The sequence below is a fragment of the Halomonas elongata DSM 2581 genome (assembly GCF_000196875.2).
In the GTDB taxonomy this organism is placed as follows: Bacteria; Pseudomonadota; Gammaproteobacteria; order Pseudomonadales; family Halomonadaceae; genus Halomonas; species Halomonas elongata.
In genome coordinates this window covers 1,724,021-1,738,983 of the sequence record NC_014532.2, presented here as the reverse complement: position 1 = coordinate 1,738,983, position 14,963 = coordinate 1,724,021, and the positions used below count along the sequence as shown (strand labels likewise).

General features: G+C 59.8%; 14 protein-coding genes. 3 read left to right on the top strand and 11 right to left on the bottom strand.

The window, feature by feature from the left end; genetic code table 11:
* The first annotated feature begins 11 nt into the window (after window positions 1–11).
* Complete coding sequence (locus HELO_RS08190) at window positions 12–221, top strand: hypothetical protein (RefSeq protein WP_013332249.1); 210 nt, start codon at window positions 12–14, stop codon at window positions 219–221.
* Window positions 222–257: 36 nt separating this feature from the next.
* Here the strand turns inward: HELO_RS08190 and tal are convergent, their stop codons facing one another.
* The 10 genes from tal to HELO_RS08140 all read right to left on the bottom strand — a co-directional run bounded on the left by tal (window position 258) and on the right by HELO_RS08140 (window position 10,915).
* On the bottom strand, window positions 258–1,208 hold the full coding sequence (gene tal / locus HELO_RS08185; RefSeq protein WP_013332248.1) for a transaldolase: 951 nt from the start codon (window positions 1,206–1,208) through the stop codon (window positions 258–260).
* A 28-nt stretch (window positions 1,209–1,236) separates the two neighbouring features.
* Window positions 1,237–2,730: a xylulokinase gene (gene xylB / locus HELO_RS08180; RefSeq protein WP_013332247.1), complete on the bottom strand. Its 1,494-nt coding sequence runs from the start codon at window positions 2,728–2,730 to the stop codon at window positions 1,237–1,239.
* An 11-nt stretch (window positions 2,731–2,741) separates the two neighbouring features.
* On the bottom strand, window positions 2,742–4,217 hold the full coding sequence (locus HELO_RS08175; protein ID WP_013332246.1) for a mannitol dehydrogenase family protein: 1,476 nt from the start codon (window positions 4,215–4,217) through the stop codon (window positions 2,742–2,744).
* A 50-nt stretch (window positions 4,218–4,267) separates the two neighbouring features.
* Complete coding sequence (locus HELO_RS08170; RefSeq protein WP_013332245.1) at window positions 4,268–4,900, bottom strand: nucleoside triphosphate hydrolase; 633 nt, start codon at window positions 4,898–4,900, stop codon at window positions 4,268–4,270.
* 181 nt (window positions 4,901–5,081) lie between these two features.
* Window positions 5,082–5,858: an L-iditol 2-dehydrogenase gene (locus HELO_RS08165; protein ID WP_013332244.1), complete on the bottom strand. Its 777-nt coding sequence runs from the start codon at window positions 5,856–5,858 to the stop codon at window positions 5,082–5,084.
* 22 nt (window positions 5,859–5,880) lie between these two features.
* Window positions 5,881–6,558 (bottom strand): HAD family hydrolase, encoded by a 678-nt coding sequence (locus HELO_RS08160; RefSeq protein ID WP_013332243.1) that lies wholly within the window; start codon window positions 6,556–6,558, stop codon window positions 5,881–5,883.
* A 9-nt stretch (window positions 6,559–6,567) separates the two neighbouring features.
* Complete coding sequence (locus HELO_RS08155) at window positions 6,568–7,710, bottom strand: ABC transporter ATP-binding protein (RefSeq protein WP_013332242.1); 1,143 nt, start codon at window positions 7,708–7,710, stop codon at window positions 6,568–6,570.
* 13 nt (window positions 7,711–7,723) lie between these two features.
* Complete coding sequence (locus tag HELO_RS08150; RefSeq protein ID WP_109637630.1) at window positions 7,724–8,512, bottom strand: carbohydrate ABC transporter permease; 789 nt, start codon at window positions 8,510–8,512, stop codon at window positions 7,724–7,726.
* Between the two features lie 117 nt (window positions 8,513–8,629).
* Window positions 8,630–9,520 (bottom strand): carbohydrate ABC transporter permease, encoded by an 891-nt coding sequence (locus HELO_RS08145; RefSeq protein ID WP_013332240.1) that lies wholly within the window; start codon window positions 9,518–9,520, stop codon window positions 8,630–8,632.
* Between the two features lie 84 nt (window positions 9,521–9,604).
* A complete protein-coding gene (locus HELO_RS08140; protein WP_013332239.1) occupies window positions 9,605–10,915 on the bottom strand; it encodes an ABC transporter substrate-binding protein in 1,311 nt (436 codons plus the stop codon).
* A gap of 803 nt (window positions 10,916–11,718) precedes the next feature.
* Between HELO_RS08140 and HELO_RS08135 the strand changes: the two genes are divergently transcribed.
* Window positions 11,719–13,998, top strand: coding sequence for an FdhF/YdeP family oxidoreductase (locus tag HELO_RS08135; RefSeq protein WP_109637405.1), 2,280 nt, complete (start codon window positions 11,719–11,721; stop codon window positions 13,996–13,998).
* Between the two features lie 60 nt (window positions 13,999–14,058).
* Window positions 14,059–14,379, top strand: coding sequence for a YrhK family protein (locus HELO_RS08130; RefSeq protein WP_041602013.1), 321 nt, complete (start codon window positions 14,059–14,061; stop codon window positions 14,377–14,379).
* A 54-nt stretch (window positions 14,380–14,433) separates the two neighbouring features.
* On the opposite strand, the gene HELO_RS08125 is transcribed toward HELO_RS08130, so the two are convergent.
* A complete protein-coding gene (locus tag HELO_RS08125) occupies window positions 14,434–14,808 on the bottom strand; it encodes a hypothetical protein (RefSeq protein ID WP_157953408.1) in 375 nt (124 codons plus the stop codon).
* Window positions 14,809–14,963: the final 155 nt, after the last annotated feature.

Sequence of the window (14,963 nt, the reverse complement as noted above, 5' to 3'; positions counted from 1 at the left end):
AGGAGACTCCCATGAAACTCGCGAAATCCTCACTGCTCGCCTCGCTCATGCTGGCAACCGTGCTGGTGAGCGGCTGCACTACCTATTCCTGGCCGGACGGCAGCCGCGAAACGGTGTGGGGCGTGCCCGCCGAGGACGAAACCAAGACCGAACAGGAACGCCAGCAGGAAGGGCCGCGCTATCGCGTACCCGGCGAGGTGCCCGAAGACCGTCGGGATTGAGATGAGGGAGCCGGAGCTCTCCGGCTCGACAGGATGTCACGCAGCGTTAAGCCGCTCGGCGATACGCTTCGCCAGGGCATCGTGGTCCTCGGCGAAACGGCGGATGCCCTCGGCCAGCTTGTCGTTGGCCATGGCGTCGGCGTTGTGTTCCCAGCGGAACCTCGGTTCGTCGATCGGCGTCGGGCGAGCACCGGCCTCGCCATCCATCGTGACCGCCGGTTCCACCTCGCCCTCGCTCGATGCCAGTTCCTCGAGCAATGCCGGCGAGATGGTCAGACGCGGGCAACCGGCCAGTGCCAGCACCTGGTCGACGGTGCGGAAACTCGCCCCCATCACCACGGTATCGAAGCCGCCTTCCACCACGCGGCGACAGACACCGCGCACGAATCGCACGCCGGGATCTTCCTCGGGCCCATAATCGCGACCGGTCGCCTGCTTGTACCAGTCGGTGACGCGCCCCACGAAGGGCGAGACCAGCGTCACGCCGGCATCGAAGCAGGCCCGCGCCTGGGCATCGCTGAACAGCAGGGTCAGGTTGCAGTTGATGCCCTCCCGCTCCAGGCGCTCGGCGGCACGAATGCCTTCCCAGGTCGAGGCCAGCTTGATGAGGATGCGTTCGCGACCCACTCCACGCGCGTCGTAGGCCTCGATCAGCTCATGCGCCTTGCGCACGCTGGCCTCGGTATCGAAGGACAAGGACGCCGGCACCTCGGTGGAAACGCGCCCCGGAATCAGTCTGGCGATCTCGCAGCCCTTGGCCACGGCGAGCCGATCCACCGCCCGCGCCACGGCCGCGTCGTCGCGGCCCTCGATGGCAGCCAGCTCCTCATCGATCAACGACTGGTAGGCGTCCATGTCGAACGCCTTGAGCAACAGTGAGGGATTGGTGGTCGCATCCTGAGGGCGATAGCGACGAATCGCCTCGAGGTCGCCGGTATCGGCCACCACCAGGGAGTGTTCTTTCAGGGCATCGAGTCGCGAGGTCATGTCGTTTCTCCTCATGAGATATCGGGAATCAGGGAGTAGCGGGAATGCCGTGGTGCCGCTGCAGGGCCTCGCGGTAGCGACCATACGCCTGATGATAGGCCTCGACGTTCGCCGGCCGCGGCTCGGCGGCCGCCGCCTGATCGAGGTGCACCAGCCGCTCGCACAGGGAGGCGAGACTGGTCGTCTGCCGTCGGTCGCACCAGGCCGCCTGCAATGCCGCCCCCAGCGCCGCCGCGTCGGTCACCTGCGGACAGACCACCGGCGTGCCCGTCACATCGGCGACGATCTGTCGCCACACGGGGCTCCGTGCGCCACCGCCGATCAGGCGGATCTGACTGGCCCCCGCCGCCAGCTTGCCGAGCCGCTCGAGGCCATAGCGCATACCGAAGGTGGCGCTCTCGACCACTGCCCGACAGAGGTTGGCCGGCGTGGTATTGACGCTGGTCAACCCCAGGAAACTGGCCGACGCCTGGGGCAACGGCGGCACCCGTTCGCCGTTGAAGAACGGCAGGGTCGTCACGCCTTCGGCGCCGATCGGCGCCCGATGGAGCTGGTCATTGAACCCCACCAGATCGAGCCCGAAGAGTTCGCGCACCCGATTGGTCGCCGAGGTCACGTTCATGGTGCAGATCAACGGCAACCAGCCACCGCTGCTGGCACAGAAGTTGGCCACCATGGCATCTTCCACGGGCACGGGTTCATCCGAATAGGCGCATACCGTACCGGACGTGCCCAGGCTCAGGGTCACCAGGCCCGGGGCGATATTGCCGGTGCCGATGGCGCCGAGCATGTTGTCGCCTCCCCCACTGGCTACCAGCACACCCTCGGAAAGCCCCAGCTCACGGGCCAATGCCGGTCGCACCACGCCGGCCGGTTCGTCGGACTCGATCAGCCGCGGCAGCACTCGCTCGGCATCGAGCTCCGGGGCGATCTCGGCGAAGACGTCATGTCGCCAGCACCGGCGGTGAGTATCGAAATAGCCGGTCCCCGAGGCATCTCCTGCTTCGGCCACCCGTTCACCGGTGAGCCAGAAGTTGAGATAGTCATGGGGCAACAACAGGGTGGCAATACGACGGTAGACCTCCGGCCGGGTTTCACGCAGCCAGGCCACCTTGGAGGCGGTATAGCCGGTCTGCAGCACCAGACCGAGCTTGTCCAGGCAACCGGCCTCGCCGCCGAGCCGCTCGATCAGGGCATCATTCTGAGCGGCGGTTTCGGTGTCGCACCACAGTTTGGCCGGGTACAGCGGCTCGCCGGTATCGTCCAGCGCCACCATGCCGTGCTGCTGTCCGGAAACACCGATGGCGCGAACGTCACGGGGGTCGATGCGCGCCTCGGCCACGGCGGCCTGGAAGGCACCGCGGAAAGCGGCGATCCAGTCTTCGGGGCGCTGCTCACGGCGACCGTTCTCGCCCTCGTCGAGTCGATGGGGACGACTCGCCTCGCCGAGCAGGCGCCCGGCCTCCACGTCCACCACCACTACCTTGGTACTCTGGGTACCGCAATCCACGCCGATGTACATCCCGTTCTCCCTCAAGCTCGAACCAGCGCCTCAAGGGTAGCGCGTGCGCCCCGCTCGTGCAGACTCTCGAGCGCTCGCCGATAGGCATCACGAAAGCGTGGCTGATCGGCCAGCTCGCCGAACAGCTCGCGCTGTTCGATAAAGGCCGTCGGGCATTCGCGATTCGCCTCGGCCACTGCCATCAGAGAGTCCTTGAGACGATCCACCACCTCGATGGGTTCGCCGCTCTCGTCCACCCCCTCGGCATAACGTGCCCAGCTGGCGACGACCGCCGCTGCCCGATGCACGTCACCACCCCGATCCAGCTGTTCGCGAATGACCGGCAACAGCCATTTGGGAATGCGATCGGAGCTCTCGGCGCACAGGCGTGCCAGGGTGTCCTTGATCTCGGGATTGGCAAAACGCTCGATCAGGGTCCGCCGGTACGTTTCCAGGTCGACGCCGGGCAATGGCGCCAGTGTCGGCGTGGCCTCGTTCACCATGTAATCCAGCAGGAAGTCGACGAACAACGGATCCCGGCAGACCTCGTGGGCATAGCGGTAACCGGCCAGATAGCCGAAGTAGCACAGCGCCTGATGGCTGGCGTTGAGCAAGCGCAGCTTCATCAACTCATAGGGCTCGACATCTTCGACCAGTTGCACACCGACCCGATCGACACTCGGCCGCCCCACCGCGAAGCGATCCTCCAGCACCCATTGGGTGAAAGGCTCGCAGACCACCGGCCAGGCATCCTCGAGCGCGAAACGGCTCGACAACTCCTCGATGTCGGCCGGCGTGGTCACCGGCGTGATGCGATCGACCATGGAGTTGGGAAATGGCACCTCGGCCTCGACCCAGGCACCCAGCCCGGGGTCGCGAGCTTTCGCGAAGGCCCCGAACATGCGCCGTGCCACATCGCCATTGCCCTGAATGTTGTCGCAGGACATGACCGTGAACGGCGCCAGGCCCCGCTGCCGACGCCGATAGAGGGCCTCGACCACCAGGCCGAAGGCGGTACGTGGCGCTTCGGGCTCGGCCAGGTCATGGCGTACGTCGGGATCATCGAGGTCGAAATCGCCGCTCACCGGATGGACGTTGTAACCGCCCTCGGTCACCGTCAGCGAGACGATGCGAATGGCCGGATCGGCCATGGCCTCGACCACTGCCGCCGGATCCTCCGGCGCGAACCGATAATCGATCATCGAACCGATAACCCGCGGCTCGAGGCTACCGTCGGGATGTTTCACCACCAGGGTATACAGATGATCCTGAGCGGCCAGCGCCTGCTGCATGCGGCGGTCGCCGGGCATCACGCCAACGCCGATGATTCCCCAGTCCAGCGCCTCGCCACGCCGCATCAAGGCGTCCAGATACATCGCCTGATGGGCACGATGAAAGCCCCCCACGCCGATATGCACGATACCCGGCGTGACCCGCTCACGCGCATAGTCGGGTATATCGATCCCGGCATCCAGCCGGTCCAGGTTGGCATTGTTGAGTCGTGTCATGAAGGGTCTCCTGCCGCTCTTGACGGTGGCATCGTGTAAAAAAAGAGGGCTCAGTCGCTCGCGGCCCAGTGCAGATCGGCGGCCACCGAGCGCGACTTGATCAGATGGGCATTGAGCATGTCCTTGTGCCGCGCGCGTTCGACGGCACCGGCCTGGTCCTGCCCCATGCCCAGCCAGCGCTCGATCAGGCGGGCCTCTAGCACCTCGTCGGGCACCTCGAGAAACAGGCTGAAATCGAAGTCATCACGCAGCGCCGGCCAGGGACCTTCGTCGAGCAGCAGATAGTTGCCCTCGACGATGACGATGCGGTGCTCGAGCGTGATCAACCGACCACCGGCCCGCGCCAGGTCCAGGGCACGGTCGAACACCGGCACGGCGACGCTGCCATCGGTTCGACGGATACGCTGCAGATCGTGCTTGAGCCCCGCGCAATCGAAGGTCTCCGGCGCGCCTTTAACGGGAACCAGCCCCCGGGGCTCGAGCACGGCGTTGTCGTAGTGATAACCGTCCATGGGCACCACCGCCGCACAGCCCGCCTGACGGGCATTCAGCTCGCGGCACAGCCAGCCCGACAGGAAGGACTTTCCAGCGGCAGGCGGCCCCGCCAGGGCCACGATGAAGCGCCGGCTCTCCCCCGCCGCCTCCAGCACCCGTGTCGTCACCTCATGGATGTTGGGAGTCATTTCGGCTTGTCTCCTACCTACCTTCGTGTAGCTAGTAGCAAGACTTGTCCGAAAACTCGGCGAGCGATGGCCAGACAAGGCAAAAATCGACGAAAAAGCGGAGTTTACGTGTTGTAAATGAGCAGTTTGAGTCGATTTTTAACGCCGTATGGACAAGCGCAGCCAGTTTTCGGGTAAGTCTTCAGCTCATCCAGTTACCGCCATCCACATTCAACGTCTGAGCCAGGACATAATCGCTATCCTCACTGGCCAGAAAGACCGCCGCCCCGGCATAGTCCTCCGGGCGGCCCATGCGCCCCATCGGCACCGCCTCGCCGACCAGCCGTTTCTTCTCGCCGAGCGGCCGTCCTTCGTAACGCGCGAACAAGGCATCCACTTCTTCCCACATCGGCGTATCGACCACCCCCGGAGCGATGGCGTTGACCCGAATGCCGTACCGGACCAGATCCAGCCCGCAGGATTGCGTCAGGCTGATCACCGCCGCCTTGGTGGCACAGTAGGTACTGACAAGCGCCTCGCCACGTCGACCGGCCTGGGAGGTCATGTTGATGATGGCTTCGCCCCGGCCCTGTTCGACCATCGCCGCCGCCACCGCCTGGAGCGTGAAGAAAAGCCCCTTGACGTTGACCTCGAACTGCCGGTCGAAGCTTTCCTCGGTCACCTCCAGCACCGGCGCCATATCGAAGACCGCGGCGTTGTTGACCAGGATGTCGATGCCACCGAAGCGCTCCATGACCGTCGCGACCATGGCATCGATCGATGCCCTGTCGCGTACATCCAGCCGCAGCCCGATGGTCCTTTCCCCGGCATCCAGCGATGCCAGCCCTGCGTCGATGGCCTTGTCATCGACATCGGCAACTACAACCCGAGCACCTTCCTCCACGTAACGCCGGGCGATCGCCAGGCCAATGCCTCGCGCCCCACCGGTCACCACCGCCACTTTGTCGGCGAGCTTCATCACGCTGTCTCCTTGTGTTCGTTCAACCGGAAAGGCGTTGCTTGCGCCAGGCCGTCACCAGCGACGGCAATTCATGCATATGCCCCATCACGCGCCAGGCACCGGCGTCGAGCAGACGCTTGGCCTGGCCCGGTGGCACATGACTGGCGCCGGTGAAGCCGATCACGGTCATGCCCGCCGCCCGAGCGGCACTGGCACCGGCCACACTGTCCTCCACCACCAGGCAGTGCTCCGCTGAAGCCTCCAGCGTCTCGGCGGCCAGTCGATAGATGGCCGGATCCGGCTTGGGGTGCGCCACCTGCTCGGCACAGAAGATCGGCGCCCCGTCCAGCAGGGCATCCAGCCCGGTATGTGCCAGCGAGTCACGTACCCGCCCGCGGTGACTGTTGGATACCACCGCCATCGGCATGCCCAACCGCTCGATGACCTCGGCGACGCCATCGATGGCATGCAGTTCCTTCGCCAGACGCCGCTCGATCTCCTGGTCGATGGCTCCCAGGGCATCCCCCGGCAACGCATGGCGACTGAGCGTTTCGAGACGCTCGAGAATCGCCTCGGTGGTCAAGCCGAGGGCTTCACTGAGCCGCGCCTGGATATCGATGTCGGGCAGCCATGCCGACAACCGCTCGACCAGCGTCGCCTCGGCGATCGCCTCGCTGTCGACCAGCACACCGTCGCAATCGAAGATCAGTCGTTCCATATCCTCTCCTCAAGCCTCGGCATCACTGGCGGCGCGATTGTCCCGGCGCGTCAGATAGGCCAGCGGATGGCGCTCGAGACTCTCGAGCGCGAGATCGTCATCGGTGAACAGGTGCCCTCGCCGCGGCTCGAAGTTGAAGCGGATCTCATCGCCCACGCCATGGGTCACGTCGCCATCCACCATCAGCGTCAGAAGGTCATCGCCCATTTCCACGTAGAGCGAGGTCTGTCCGCCGAGGCGCTCGATGACCTGGATGCGCCCCCGCAGGGGCCCCGTTTCATCCAGCGTCAGGTGTTCCGGGCGAATCCCGAGCGTCAGCGCCTGATCCGCTCCGCAGGTCCGCCCATCGACCGGCACTCGGGTGGTGTCACCGCCGGGCAGGCGGACTTCCACGCCATCGCTGCCCGCCGATACCACGCTCACCGGCAGGAAGTTCATTTTCGGCGAGCCGATGAAACCGGCCACGAAGCGGTTGCGGGGATGGTGATAGAGCTCCATGGGCGAGCCGACCTGCTCCACCACCCCGCCCTGCAGTACCACGATCTTGTCGGCCATGGTCATGGCCTCGATCTGGTCGTGGGTGACATAGATCATGGTCGCCTTGAGTTCCTCGTGCAGACGCGCCAGTTCGATGCGCATCTGCACGCGCAGGGCCGCGTCCAGGTTCGACAGCGGCTCATCGAACAGGAAGATGCTGGGATTGCGCACGATGGCCCGGCCGATCGCCACCCGCTGGCGCTGGCCGCCGGACAGGGCCTTCGGCTTGCGGTCCAGCAGCGGTTCCAGTTGCAGGATACGGGCCGCCTCGAGCACTTTCTGGTGCCGTTGCTCCTTGTCCACGCCGGCCAGGCGCAGGCTGAAGCCCATGTTGTCCTCCACCGTCATGTGCGGATAGAGGGCATAGCTCTGGAACACCATGGCCAGGCCGCGTTCCGCCGGCCCCAGGTCGTTGACCCGCTGGCCTTCGATGACGATATCCCCGGAGGTGGTGCTCTCGAGTCCGGCGATCATGCGCAGCAGGGTCGACTTGCCGCAGCCGGACGGACCGACGAAGACCACGAACTCCTGGTCCTTGACCTCCAGGTCGACGCCCTGGATGACCTGGGTTTCATCGAAGCGCTTGACGACGCTGTTGAGTTGCAGGGTTGCCATGTCGTTGTCCTCTTTATTTGACGGCGCCGAAGGTCAGGCCACGAACCATTTGTTTTTGGGTGAGCCAGCCGAACACCAGGATCGGCGCGATGGCCATGGTCGAGGCGGCGGACAGCTTGGCCCAGAACAGGCCCTCGGGGCTCGAGAAGGAGGCAATGTAGGCGGTCAGCGGCGCCGCCTGGGAGGTTGTCAGGTTGAGGCTCCAGAAGGACTCGTTCCAGCTCAGGATTACCGACAGCAAGCCGGTGGAAGCGATCCCCGGCAACGTCAGCGGCAACAGCAGGTAAGCGATCTCCTGCAGGGTGCTCGCCCCGTCCATGCGCCCCGCCTCGAGAATGTCCCGGGGCAGATCCTTGAAGAAGGTGTAGAGCATCCACACCACGATCGGCAGGTTCATCAGCATGTAGACGATGGTCAGGCCGGTCAGGGTGTCCAGCAGCCCCATGTCGCGGAACAGCAGATAGATCGGCACCAGAACGCCGACCGGCGGCAGCATCTTGGTCGACAGCATCCACAGCAGCGTGCCCTTGGTACGCTTGGTCGGCAGAAACGCCATCGAATAGGCCGATGGAATGGCGATCAGCAGCGCCAGCAGGGTCGAGCCGAAGGCGACCACCACGCTGTTCCAGGCAAACTTGAAGTAGTCGGCCCGGTTCTGCACCTCGACATAGCTGTCCAGGGTCGGCGTGAAAATCAGGCTCGGCTCGGCAATGGCCTCGGCCTCGGTCTTGAAGCCGGTCAGGATCATCCAGAAGATCGGGAAGAAGATGACCAGGGCCACCGTCCAGCCGAGCACCGCCATGCCGAAGCCGCGCAGTCGCCTGGCTCGGGCCGCGGCATCCCCCCGGGCCGAGGTCACCGGCGTGTCTTTGGTCGACAGAGTCGTCGTCATGGGAATCGTCTCCTCAGCGTGCCTGGCTTACTCTTCCAGGTTCTTGGCCACCATGCGGACCAGGAAGATGGCAACGATGTTGGCCAGGATGATGGCGATCACCCCGCCGGCGGACGCCGTGCCGACATCGAAGTCGAGCAGGGCACGGATATAGATCAGGTAAGCCAGGTTGGTAGTGGCCAGCCCTGGCCCGCCGGAGGTCGTGACGAAGATCTCGGCGAAGACGGTCAGCAGGAAGATCATCTCGATCATGATCACCACACTGATCGCCCTCTTGAGGTGCGGCAGCGTGATGAAGAAGAAGATTGCCACCGGCCCGGCCCCATCCATGCGCGCAGCCTCGACCTGATCGTCGTCCAGCGACTGCATGGCGGTCAGCAGGATCAGCAGCGCGAACGGCAGCCACTGCCAGGAGACGATGATGATGATCGAGGTCAAGGGCAGGCTGGAGAACCAGTCCAGCGCCGGCAGGCCCAGGGACTCAGCGAGCCAGGCCAGCACGCCGTTGGCCGGGTGCATCATCATGTTCTTCCACACCAGGGCGCTGACCGTGGGCATGACGAAGAACGGCGAGATGGCCAGCACACGGGCGATGCCGCGCCCGAAGAAATCCTGCTGGAACAGCACCGCCAGCAGGGTGCCACCTACCACGGTGATCGCCAGGACCCAGCCCACCAGCAGCAAGGTCGTCCCCATGGCCGACCACAAGGCGGGATCGGTCAGCAGATATTGGTAATTCTCGAAGCCGGCAAAACCTTTCATGCCAGGCATCAGCAGGTTGTAGCGCTGGAAGGAGAACCACAGGGTCATGCCCAGCGGCACCAGCATCCACAGCAACAGCAGGGTCACCGCGGGAGCCTGCAGCGACAGCGTGCGCAGCCCCCCGACAGTGCGGCCGGAGGCTCGGGTCTTGTTCATGGGTCGTCACTCGTCGGTTGGAACACCGCAAACGGCACTGGACCGAGGCGGCGCGAGTGCGCCGCCATGGATGGTGCCGGTGCGTCAGTCGAGATAGCCGGAACGCTGCATGGTGCGTTCGGTGGCACGTTGTGCGGCTTGAAGCGCCTGCTCGACACTGGTTTCCCCGGTCAGGGCCGACGCAATCATCTGCCCAACCTGGGTGCCGATCGACTGGAACTCGGGAATGCCGACGAACTGCACGCCCACATAGGGATTGGGTTCGAGGGTGGAATCCAGGGGATCGGCGTCGCGAATCGCATCGACCACGAAGTCGGCGAAGGGCGCTGCCTGCTGGTAGCGTTCATCGGCATAGGTGGATTCGCGAGTGCCAGGCGGTACGCTGGTCCAGCCTTCGCGCTCGCCGACCAGCTCGACGTATTCCTGCGAGGTCGCCCATTGAATGAAGGTCTTGGCCGCTTCCGGAGACTCGGAAGAGCTCGGAATCGCCAGCGCCCAGGACCACAGCCAATGCGAGCCCTTCGGCGTCTCGGCCACCGGTGCAGGCGCGAAGCCGAGCTGGTCGGCAACTTGGGACTCATCGGCATTGAACAGCTTGCCGGCCGCCGAGGTGGCATCGACCCACATGGCACAGTTGCCCCGCGAGAAGAGCGCAAGGTTCTCGTTGAAGCCGTTGGAACTCGCCCCGGAGGGGCCGTAATCATTGAGCAGATCGACGTAGAAGGAGATCGCCTTCTGCCAGGCCTGGCTGTCGATCTCGGGATTCCAGTCCATGTCGAACCAACGGCCCCCGTAGGTATTCACCAGGGTCGAGACGAAAGCCATGTTCTCGCCCCACCCCGGCTTGCCGCGCAGGCAGATGCCGGCCACTTCGTTGTCGGGATCATGGAGCTTGCCGGCCCATTCCCGCACCTCGCTCCAGGTCGGCTGCTCACTCATCTCGATGCCGGCCTGCTCGAACAGGTCCTTGCGGTAATACATCATCGAGCTCTCGGCGTAGAACGGCAGCGCATGGAGAGTACCGTCATGGCTGAGGCCATCGCGAACCGGCTTGAGCAGGTCTTCGGCATGGTAGGACTCGGGCAGATCATCGAGGGGCTCGAGCCAGCCGCGCTCGGCCCAGATCGGTACCTCGTAGCTGCCGATGGTCATGACGTCGAACTGGCCGCCGTTGGTGGCGATATCGGTGGTCATGCGCTGACGCAGCACGTTCTCTTCGAGCACCACCCAGTCCAGGGTGATATCGGGATGCGACTTCTCGAAGGCCTCGGTCAGCCCTTGCATGATGACCATGTCGTTGTTGTTGACGGTGGCCACCGTGATGGTCTCGGCCTGGGCTGCCGTGGCACCCAGCGCCGCGACGGCGGCCAGGGGAAGTAGACGATGACGCTGCATGGCGTGCTCCTGTTGCGTTGATGCCTCCCGGGGGAGGAATTGTTGTTGTCTCCGGGCGACGGGAAGCCCCGATGCCCTTCCGCTTACTGCCGATCAATGAAATCAACGACTGATCAAATGATCGGATAGCGTCGACAAAAACGCAAAGCCTGGAGGCTTAGACTTTAGGCGAGATGCGGGATGCGGGATGCGGGATGCGGGATGCGGGATGCGAGGATTTTTTCCTAATTTGGGTCCGTTATCAATTTAGCCACCGCTGCTTCATGCGCCCTGCTCGGCATACGCTACAGGGTGGCATATAGCCCAACGAGCTGTGCGGCCTGGCAGTAGATCTGCTCTGCGGTATGGCGATATTGGGGTGGGCCGGTTTCTGGGGAGAAGATCACGGAGCGTGAAGGTTCCGATAGGAATGAATAGGGGAAAGCGGGTAATGGAGATGACTCCATAAAATGGATGCAACTGACTGAATACTCGATGTAATTTCATAACAAAAAGAAAAATATTATAAATATGAAAATATAATCATATTTATAATTCCATGAGATCCTGCTATTTTATCAATGGGATAAAGGCACACCCAAGCCAAAAATATGAATCTATATTCATATGTCGTTAAACAAATGCGTCGAACCCCATCGCATAAGGCAACTACCCTTATCCAGGCTGATGGGTATAAAGACCGCCAGGAAAGCATGATGCACTGGGGTTATGAAGGCGACAATATAAGAAAAAATGCTGACCGACAGCCGGATATATATTCTAAGCCTGCTAGTGCTATATAGAATTATATAGGAGGAGAAATCATGGTTGGCAAGCGAAAAATTCCAGGAATTAAAAACTATAGAGGGCCGGCCGGGGGCTGGGGGGCACTAAAAGCTACAGCAACTGCAGTTCGTGAGCAAATGGAGACCATTAAACCTCCCCTAACTTTGCTACGCACGAATCAGCCAGATGGATTTGATTGTCCCGGTTGCGCATGGCCAGATAAAGAGCATCGGTCGACCTTCCAATTTTGCGAGAATGGCGCAAAAGCAGTTACTTGGGAAGCGACATCAAAACGAGTTCGCCCGGACTTCTTTGAATCTCATACAGTGACTTCTCTCTTAGAGTATTCTGACTATGAGCTTGAAAACTTGGGGAGACTCACACATCCATTAGCTTATGATAAAGAAACGGATACCTTTCGTGCCATTGAATGGCAAGATGCTTTTCACAGGATTGGGGAAATACTTCGTAAACTTCCTCCCGATGCCGTAGAGTTTTATACGTCTGGCAGAGCCTCGAATGAGGCGGCCTTCCTCTACCAACTGTTTGCCAGGGAATACGGAACAAACAACTTCCCTGATTGCTCCAACATGTGCCATGAAGCAACCAGCGTTGGCTTGCCTCGCTCTATTGGTATAGGTAAAGGGACCGTATCATTAGATGACTTTGATGAGTGTGAACTTATCATTGCCATAGGCCACAACCCTGGAACCAATCATCCCCGAATGATGGGGACTCTTCATGAAGCATCAAGACGCAAAGTTCCGATAATGGTCTTTAACCCGCTTCGAGAGCGTGCACTTGAGCGGTTCGCCGATCCTCAAAACATGATTGAGATGGCTACATACGGATCGACCCGCATAGCGTCATCATACTTTCAGGTAAAGGCGGGAGGTGACGCTGCGGCTATCAAAGGTATCATGAAATCTCTTCTGGAGATGGAGGAGTCCGTTGGTGATGTTCTCGATCATGACTTTATTAATAGGCATACTGTAGGTTTCGATGAACTGGTTGACGACCTAGCTGCTACCAAATGGTCTGACATTGAAGCGGTCAGCGGTATAGGTCGCAGTGATCTTGAGATGGTAGCAGCCGCTTATGCCAAGTCGTCCGCTACTATTGTGAGCTATGGTATGGGGGTAACACAGCATAATCAAGGGACTGCCAATGTCAGATTGATTTGTGATTTGCTGATGTTGCGGGGAAATTTTGGAAAACCCGGTGCGGGCATTTGTCCTTTACGTGGACACTCGAATGTTCAGGGAAATAGAACAGTCGGCATTACGGAAAGGCCCGATGCATCTTTTCTTGAAAATCTTGAGCACGTCTTTGGTTTTGAAGCACCCAAAAAACAGGGCCATGATGCTGTCCAGGCTATGCAGTCTATGGTGCGTAGAGACTCAAAAGCCCTTTTCTGTTTAGGGGGAAACTTCGCTGTTGCTTTACCAGACCCCGCTCAAAGTTATCAAGCTATGAGGGCGCTTGATCTGAGCGTACATGTTGCGACGAAACTCAATCGTTCTCACTTGTTAGTGGGCAAAGAGACATACCTTTTCCCTTGCTTGGGGAGAACGGAGCAGGATATTCAGAGATCCGGCCCGCAGTCCGTCACTGTTGAGGACTCGATGTCAATGGTACATGCCTCAGCGGGAAAACTTCAGCCTGCATCAGAGCACTTGAAATCGGAACCCGCTATTGTGGCCGGAATAGCAGCTAATGCCTTACCGGAAAGTAACGTTCCTTGGAATGATCTGGTGGCGGATTACGATAACATTCGTGACCTGATTGAAAAGACAATTCCAGGGTTTGATGATTACAATGATCGCATCCGTGTTCCCGGCGGATTTCGTATGCCCCTACCACCTACTGAACGTAAGTGGGAGACTCCTTCTGGAAAGGCCGAATTTTATGTATTCGATGGCTTACGAGCTGACAAAAAGGTTCATGGAGATGATGTCCTTCGATTAGTAACGATACGTAGTCATGATCAGTACAACACGACCATATATGCGATGGATGATCGATACAGAGGCGTATTTGGACGGCGAGATGTATTGTTCATGAGCAAAAGTGACTTGCAGGACAGAGGGCTCCAGCAAGGTGATCTAGTTAACATCGAAACTGTATCGGATGGGGAAGCCCTTCATTATGATGGGCTGACAGCGATTGAATATAGCATTGCTCCTGGAACAATTGCTGCTTATTACCCAGAAGCTAACAGACTTGTCCCACTTGACTATATTGACAAGGACAGCGGAACACCGTCTTATAAATCAATTCCTGTTCGAGTACGTCGTGCCGGGGAATCTCCAGCATGATATCTCAGCCTTATCCTATCATGCTTGAGACTACATATTACATGAAATAACGAGGTGTTTATGAGCAGCAAAATCAATCAAGATTCCAAACAAAAGTCGGATGTCGCGATATTTCACATTGGTCATGATGAGCTGATAATAAGGCAGCGATATGAAGTATTAAGCATTGCCAATGACATCCTGATAGGGACGTGGTTTATTATTGGCAGCATATTCTTCTTCTACCCTTCCCTAACTTTCACAGCAACATGGCTATTTTTGATCGGCAGCATTGAGATGATGATTCGCCCAGTCATCAGATTAACTCGGAAAGTTCATTTGTCACGTTATCGCCCTAGTGTTAACAGCCATGATGTCGTGGATGAAGGCTATGATTATTGATATCAAGAGGCATTAACGTAGAGGGAGACCCGCTTTCCGCCCAATGTCAAACATTTATTTCTTGTGCAATGGGTCTCTCTCTTCTCCTCTGCGGTAGAAGAATGCACTAAACATTCCGGCTAGCGTTGACACTACTGTAATGGCATATATGTCCAGTATCAAACATATGATCTCACCTGTGGTAGTGACCGGATTAGGCATGGTGGATGAGATGGTCAAAAGCTGAGAGGTTGTCCAGTAAAAAGCATCCCATAAGCTATGTATGCCTGTGTTAGGCATGTTTCTTTCTAGAAAGAAGAAGGCAATGCTGGCAGCGATATCGACAACAATGGTGGCCTGCATGACCGCCATCAACCGGCTCCTCAGATGATGGTGTGTTGCACTTGCTGCACGCATTACGTCCCATATTTCACCTTTCAGGCCTGCCATTGCATTCCTCCATCTTCTTGAGATGCATGATGGGCTAGCTGATCATTTATAATACAGTATATCATTTACAGGGGTTAAGCTGCCCTCTCCAAGAGAGAACAATATATTGCACCCTATTGCTCTCACCAGAGCATTTATTGGACGATCATTTTCAT

Bases quoted from the DNA above. Each gene is read 5' to 3' on its own strand.
- HELO_RS08145 (WP_013332240.1), bottom strand. From the start codon at position 9,520: ATGAACAAGACCCGAGCCTCCGGCCGCACTGTCGGGGGGCTGCGCACG.
- HELO_RS08160 (WP_013332243.1), bottom strand. From the start codon at position 6,558: ATGGAACGACTGATCTTCGATTGCGACGGTGTGCTGGTCGACAGCGAG.
- xylB (WP_013332247.1), bottom strand. From the start codon at position 2,730: ATGTACATCGGCGTGGATTGCGGTACCCAGAGTACCAAGGTAGTGGTG.
- HELO_RS08125 (WP_157953408.1), bottom strand. From the start codon at position 14,808: ATGGCAGGCCTGAAAGGTGAAATATGGGACGTAATGCGTGCAGCAAGT.
- HELO_RS08150 (WP_109637630.1), bottom strand. From the start codon at position 8,512: ATGGCGGTGCTCGGCTGGACGGTGGCCCTGGTCATCTTCTTCCCGATC.
- HELO_RS08140 (WP_013332239.1), bottom strand. From the start codon at position 10,915: ATGCAGCGTCATCGTCTACTTCCCCTGGCCGCCGTCGCGGCGCTGGGT.
- HELO_RS08130 (WP_041602013.1), top strand. From the start codon at position 14,059: ATGAGCAGCAAAATCAATCAAGATTCCAAACAAAAGTCGGATGTCGCG.
- HELO_RS08190 (WP_013332249.1), top strand. From the start codon at position 12: ATGAAACTCGCGAAATCCTCACTGCTCGCCTCGCTCATGCTGGCAACC.
- HELO_RS08135 (WP_109637405.1), top strand. From the start codon at position 11,719: ATGGTTGGCAAGCGAAAAATTCCAGGAATTAAAAACTATAGAGGGCCG.
- tal (WP_013332248.1), bottom strand. From the start codon at position 1,208: ATGACCTCGCGACTCGATGCCCTGAAAGAACACTCCCTGGTGGTGGCC.
- HELO_RS08165 (WP_013332244.1), bottom strand. From the start codon at position 5,858: ATGAAGCTCGCCGACAAAGTGGCGGTGGTGACCGGTGGGGCGCGAGGC.
- HELO_RS08170 (WP_013332245.1), bottom strand. From the start codon at position 4,900: ATGACTCCCAACATCCATGAGGTGACGACACGGGTGCTGGAGGCGGCG.
- HELO_RS08155 (WP_013332242.1), bottom strand. From the start codon at position 7,710: ATGGCAACCCTGCAACTCAACAGCGTCGTCAAGCGCTTCGATGAAACC.
- HELO_RS08175 (WP_013332246.1), bottom strand. From the start codon at position 4,217: ATGACACGACTCAACAATGCCAACCTGGACCGGCTGGATGCCGGGATC.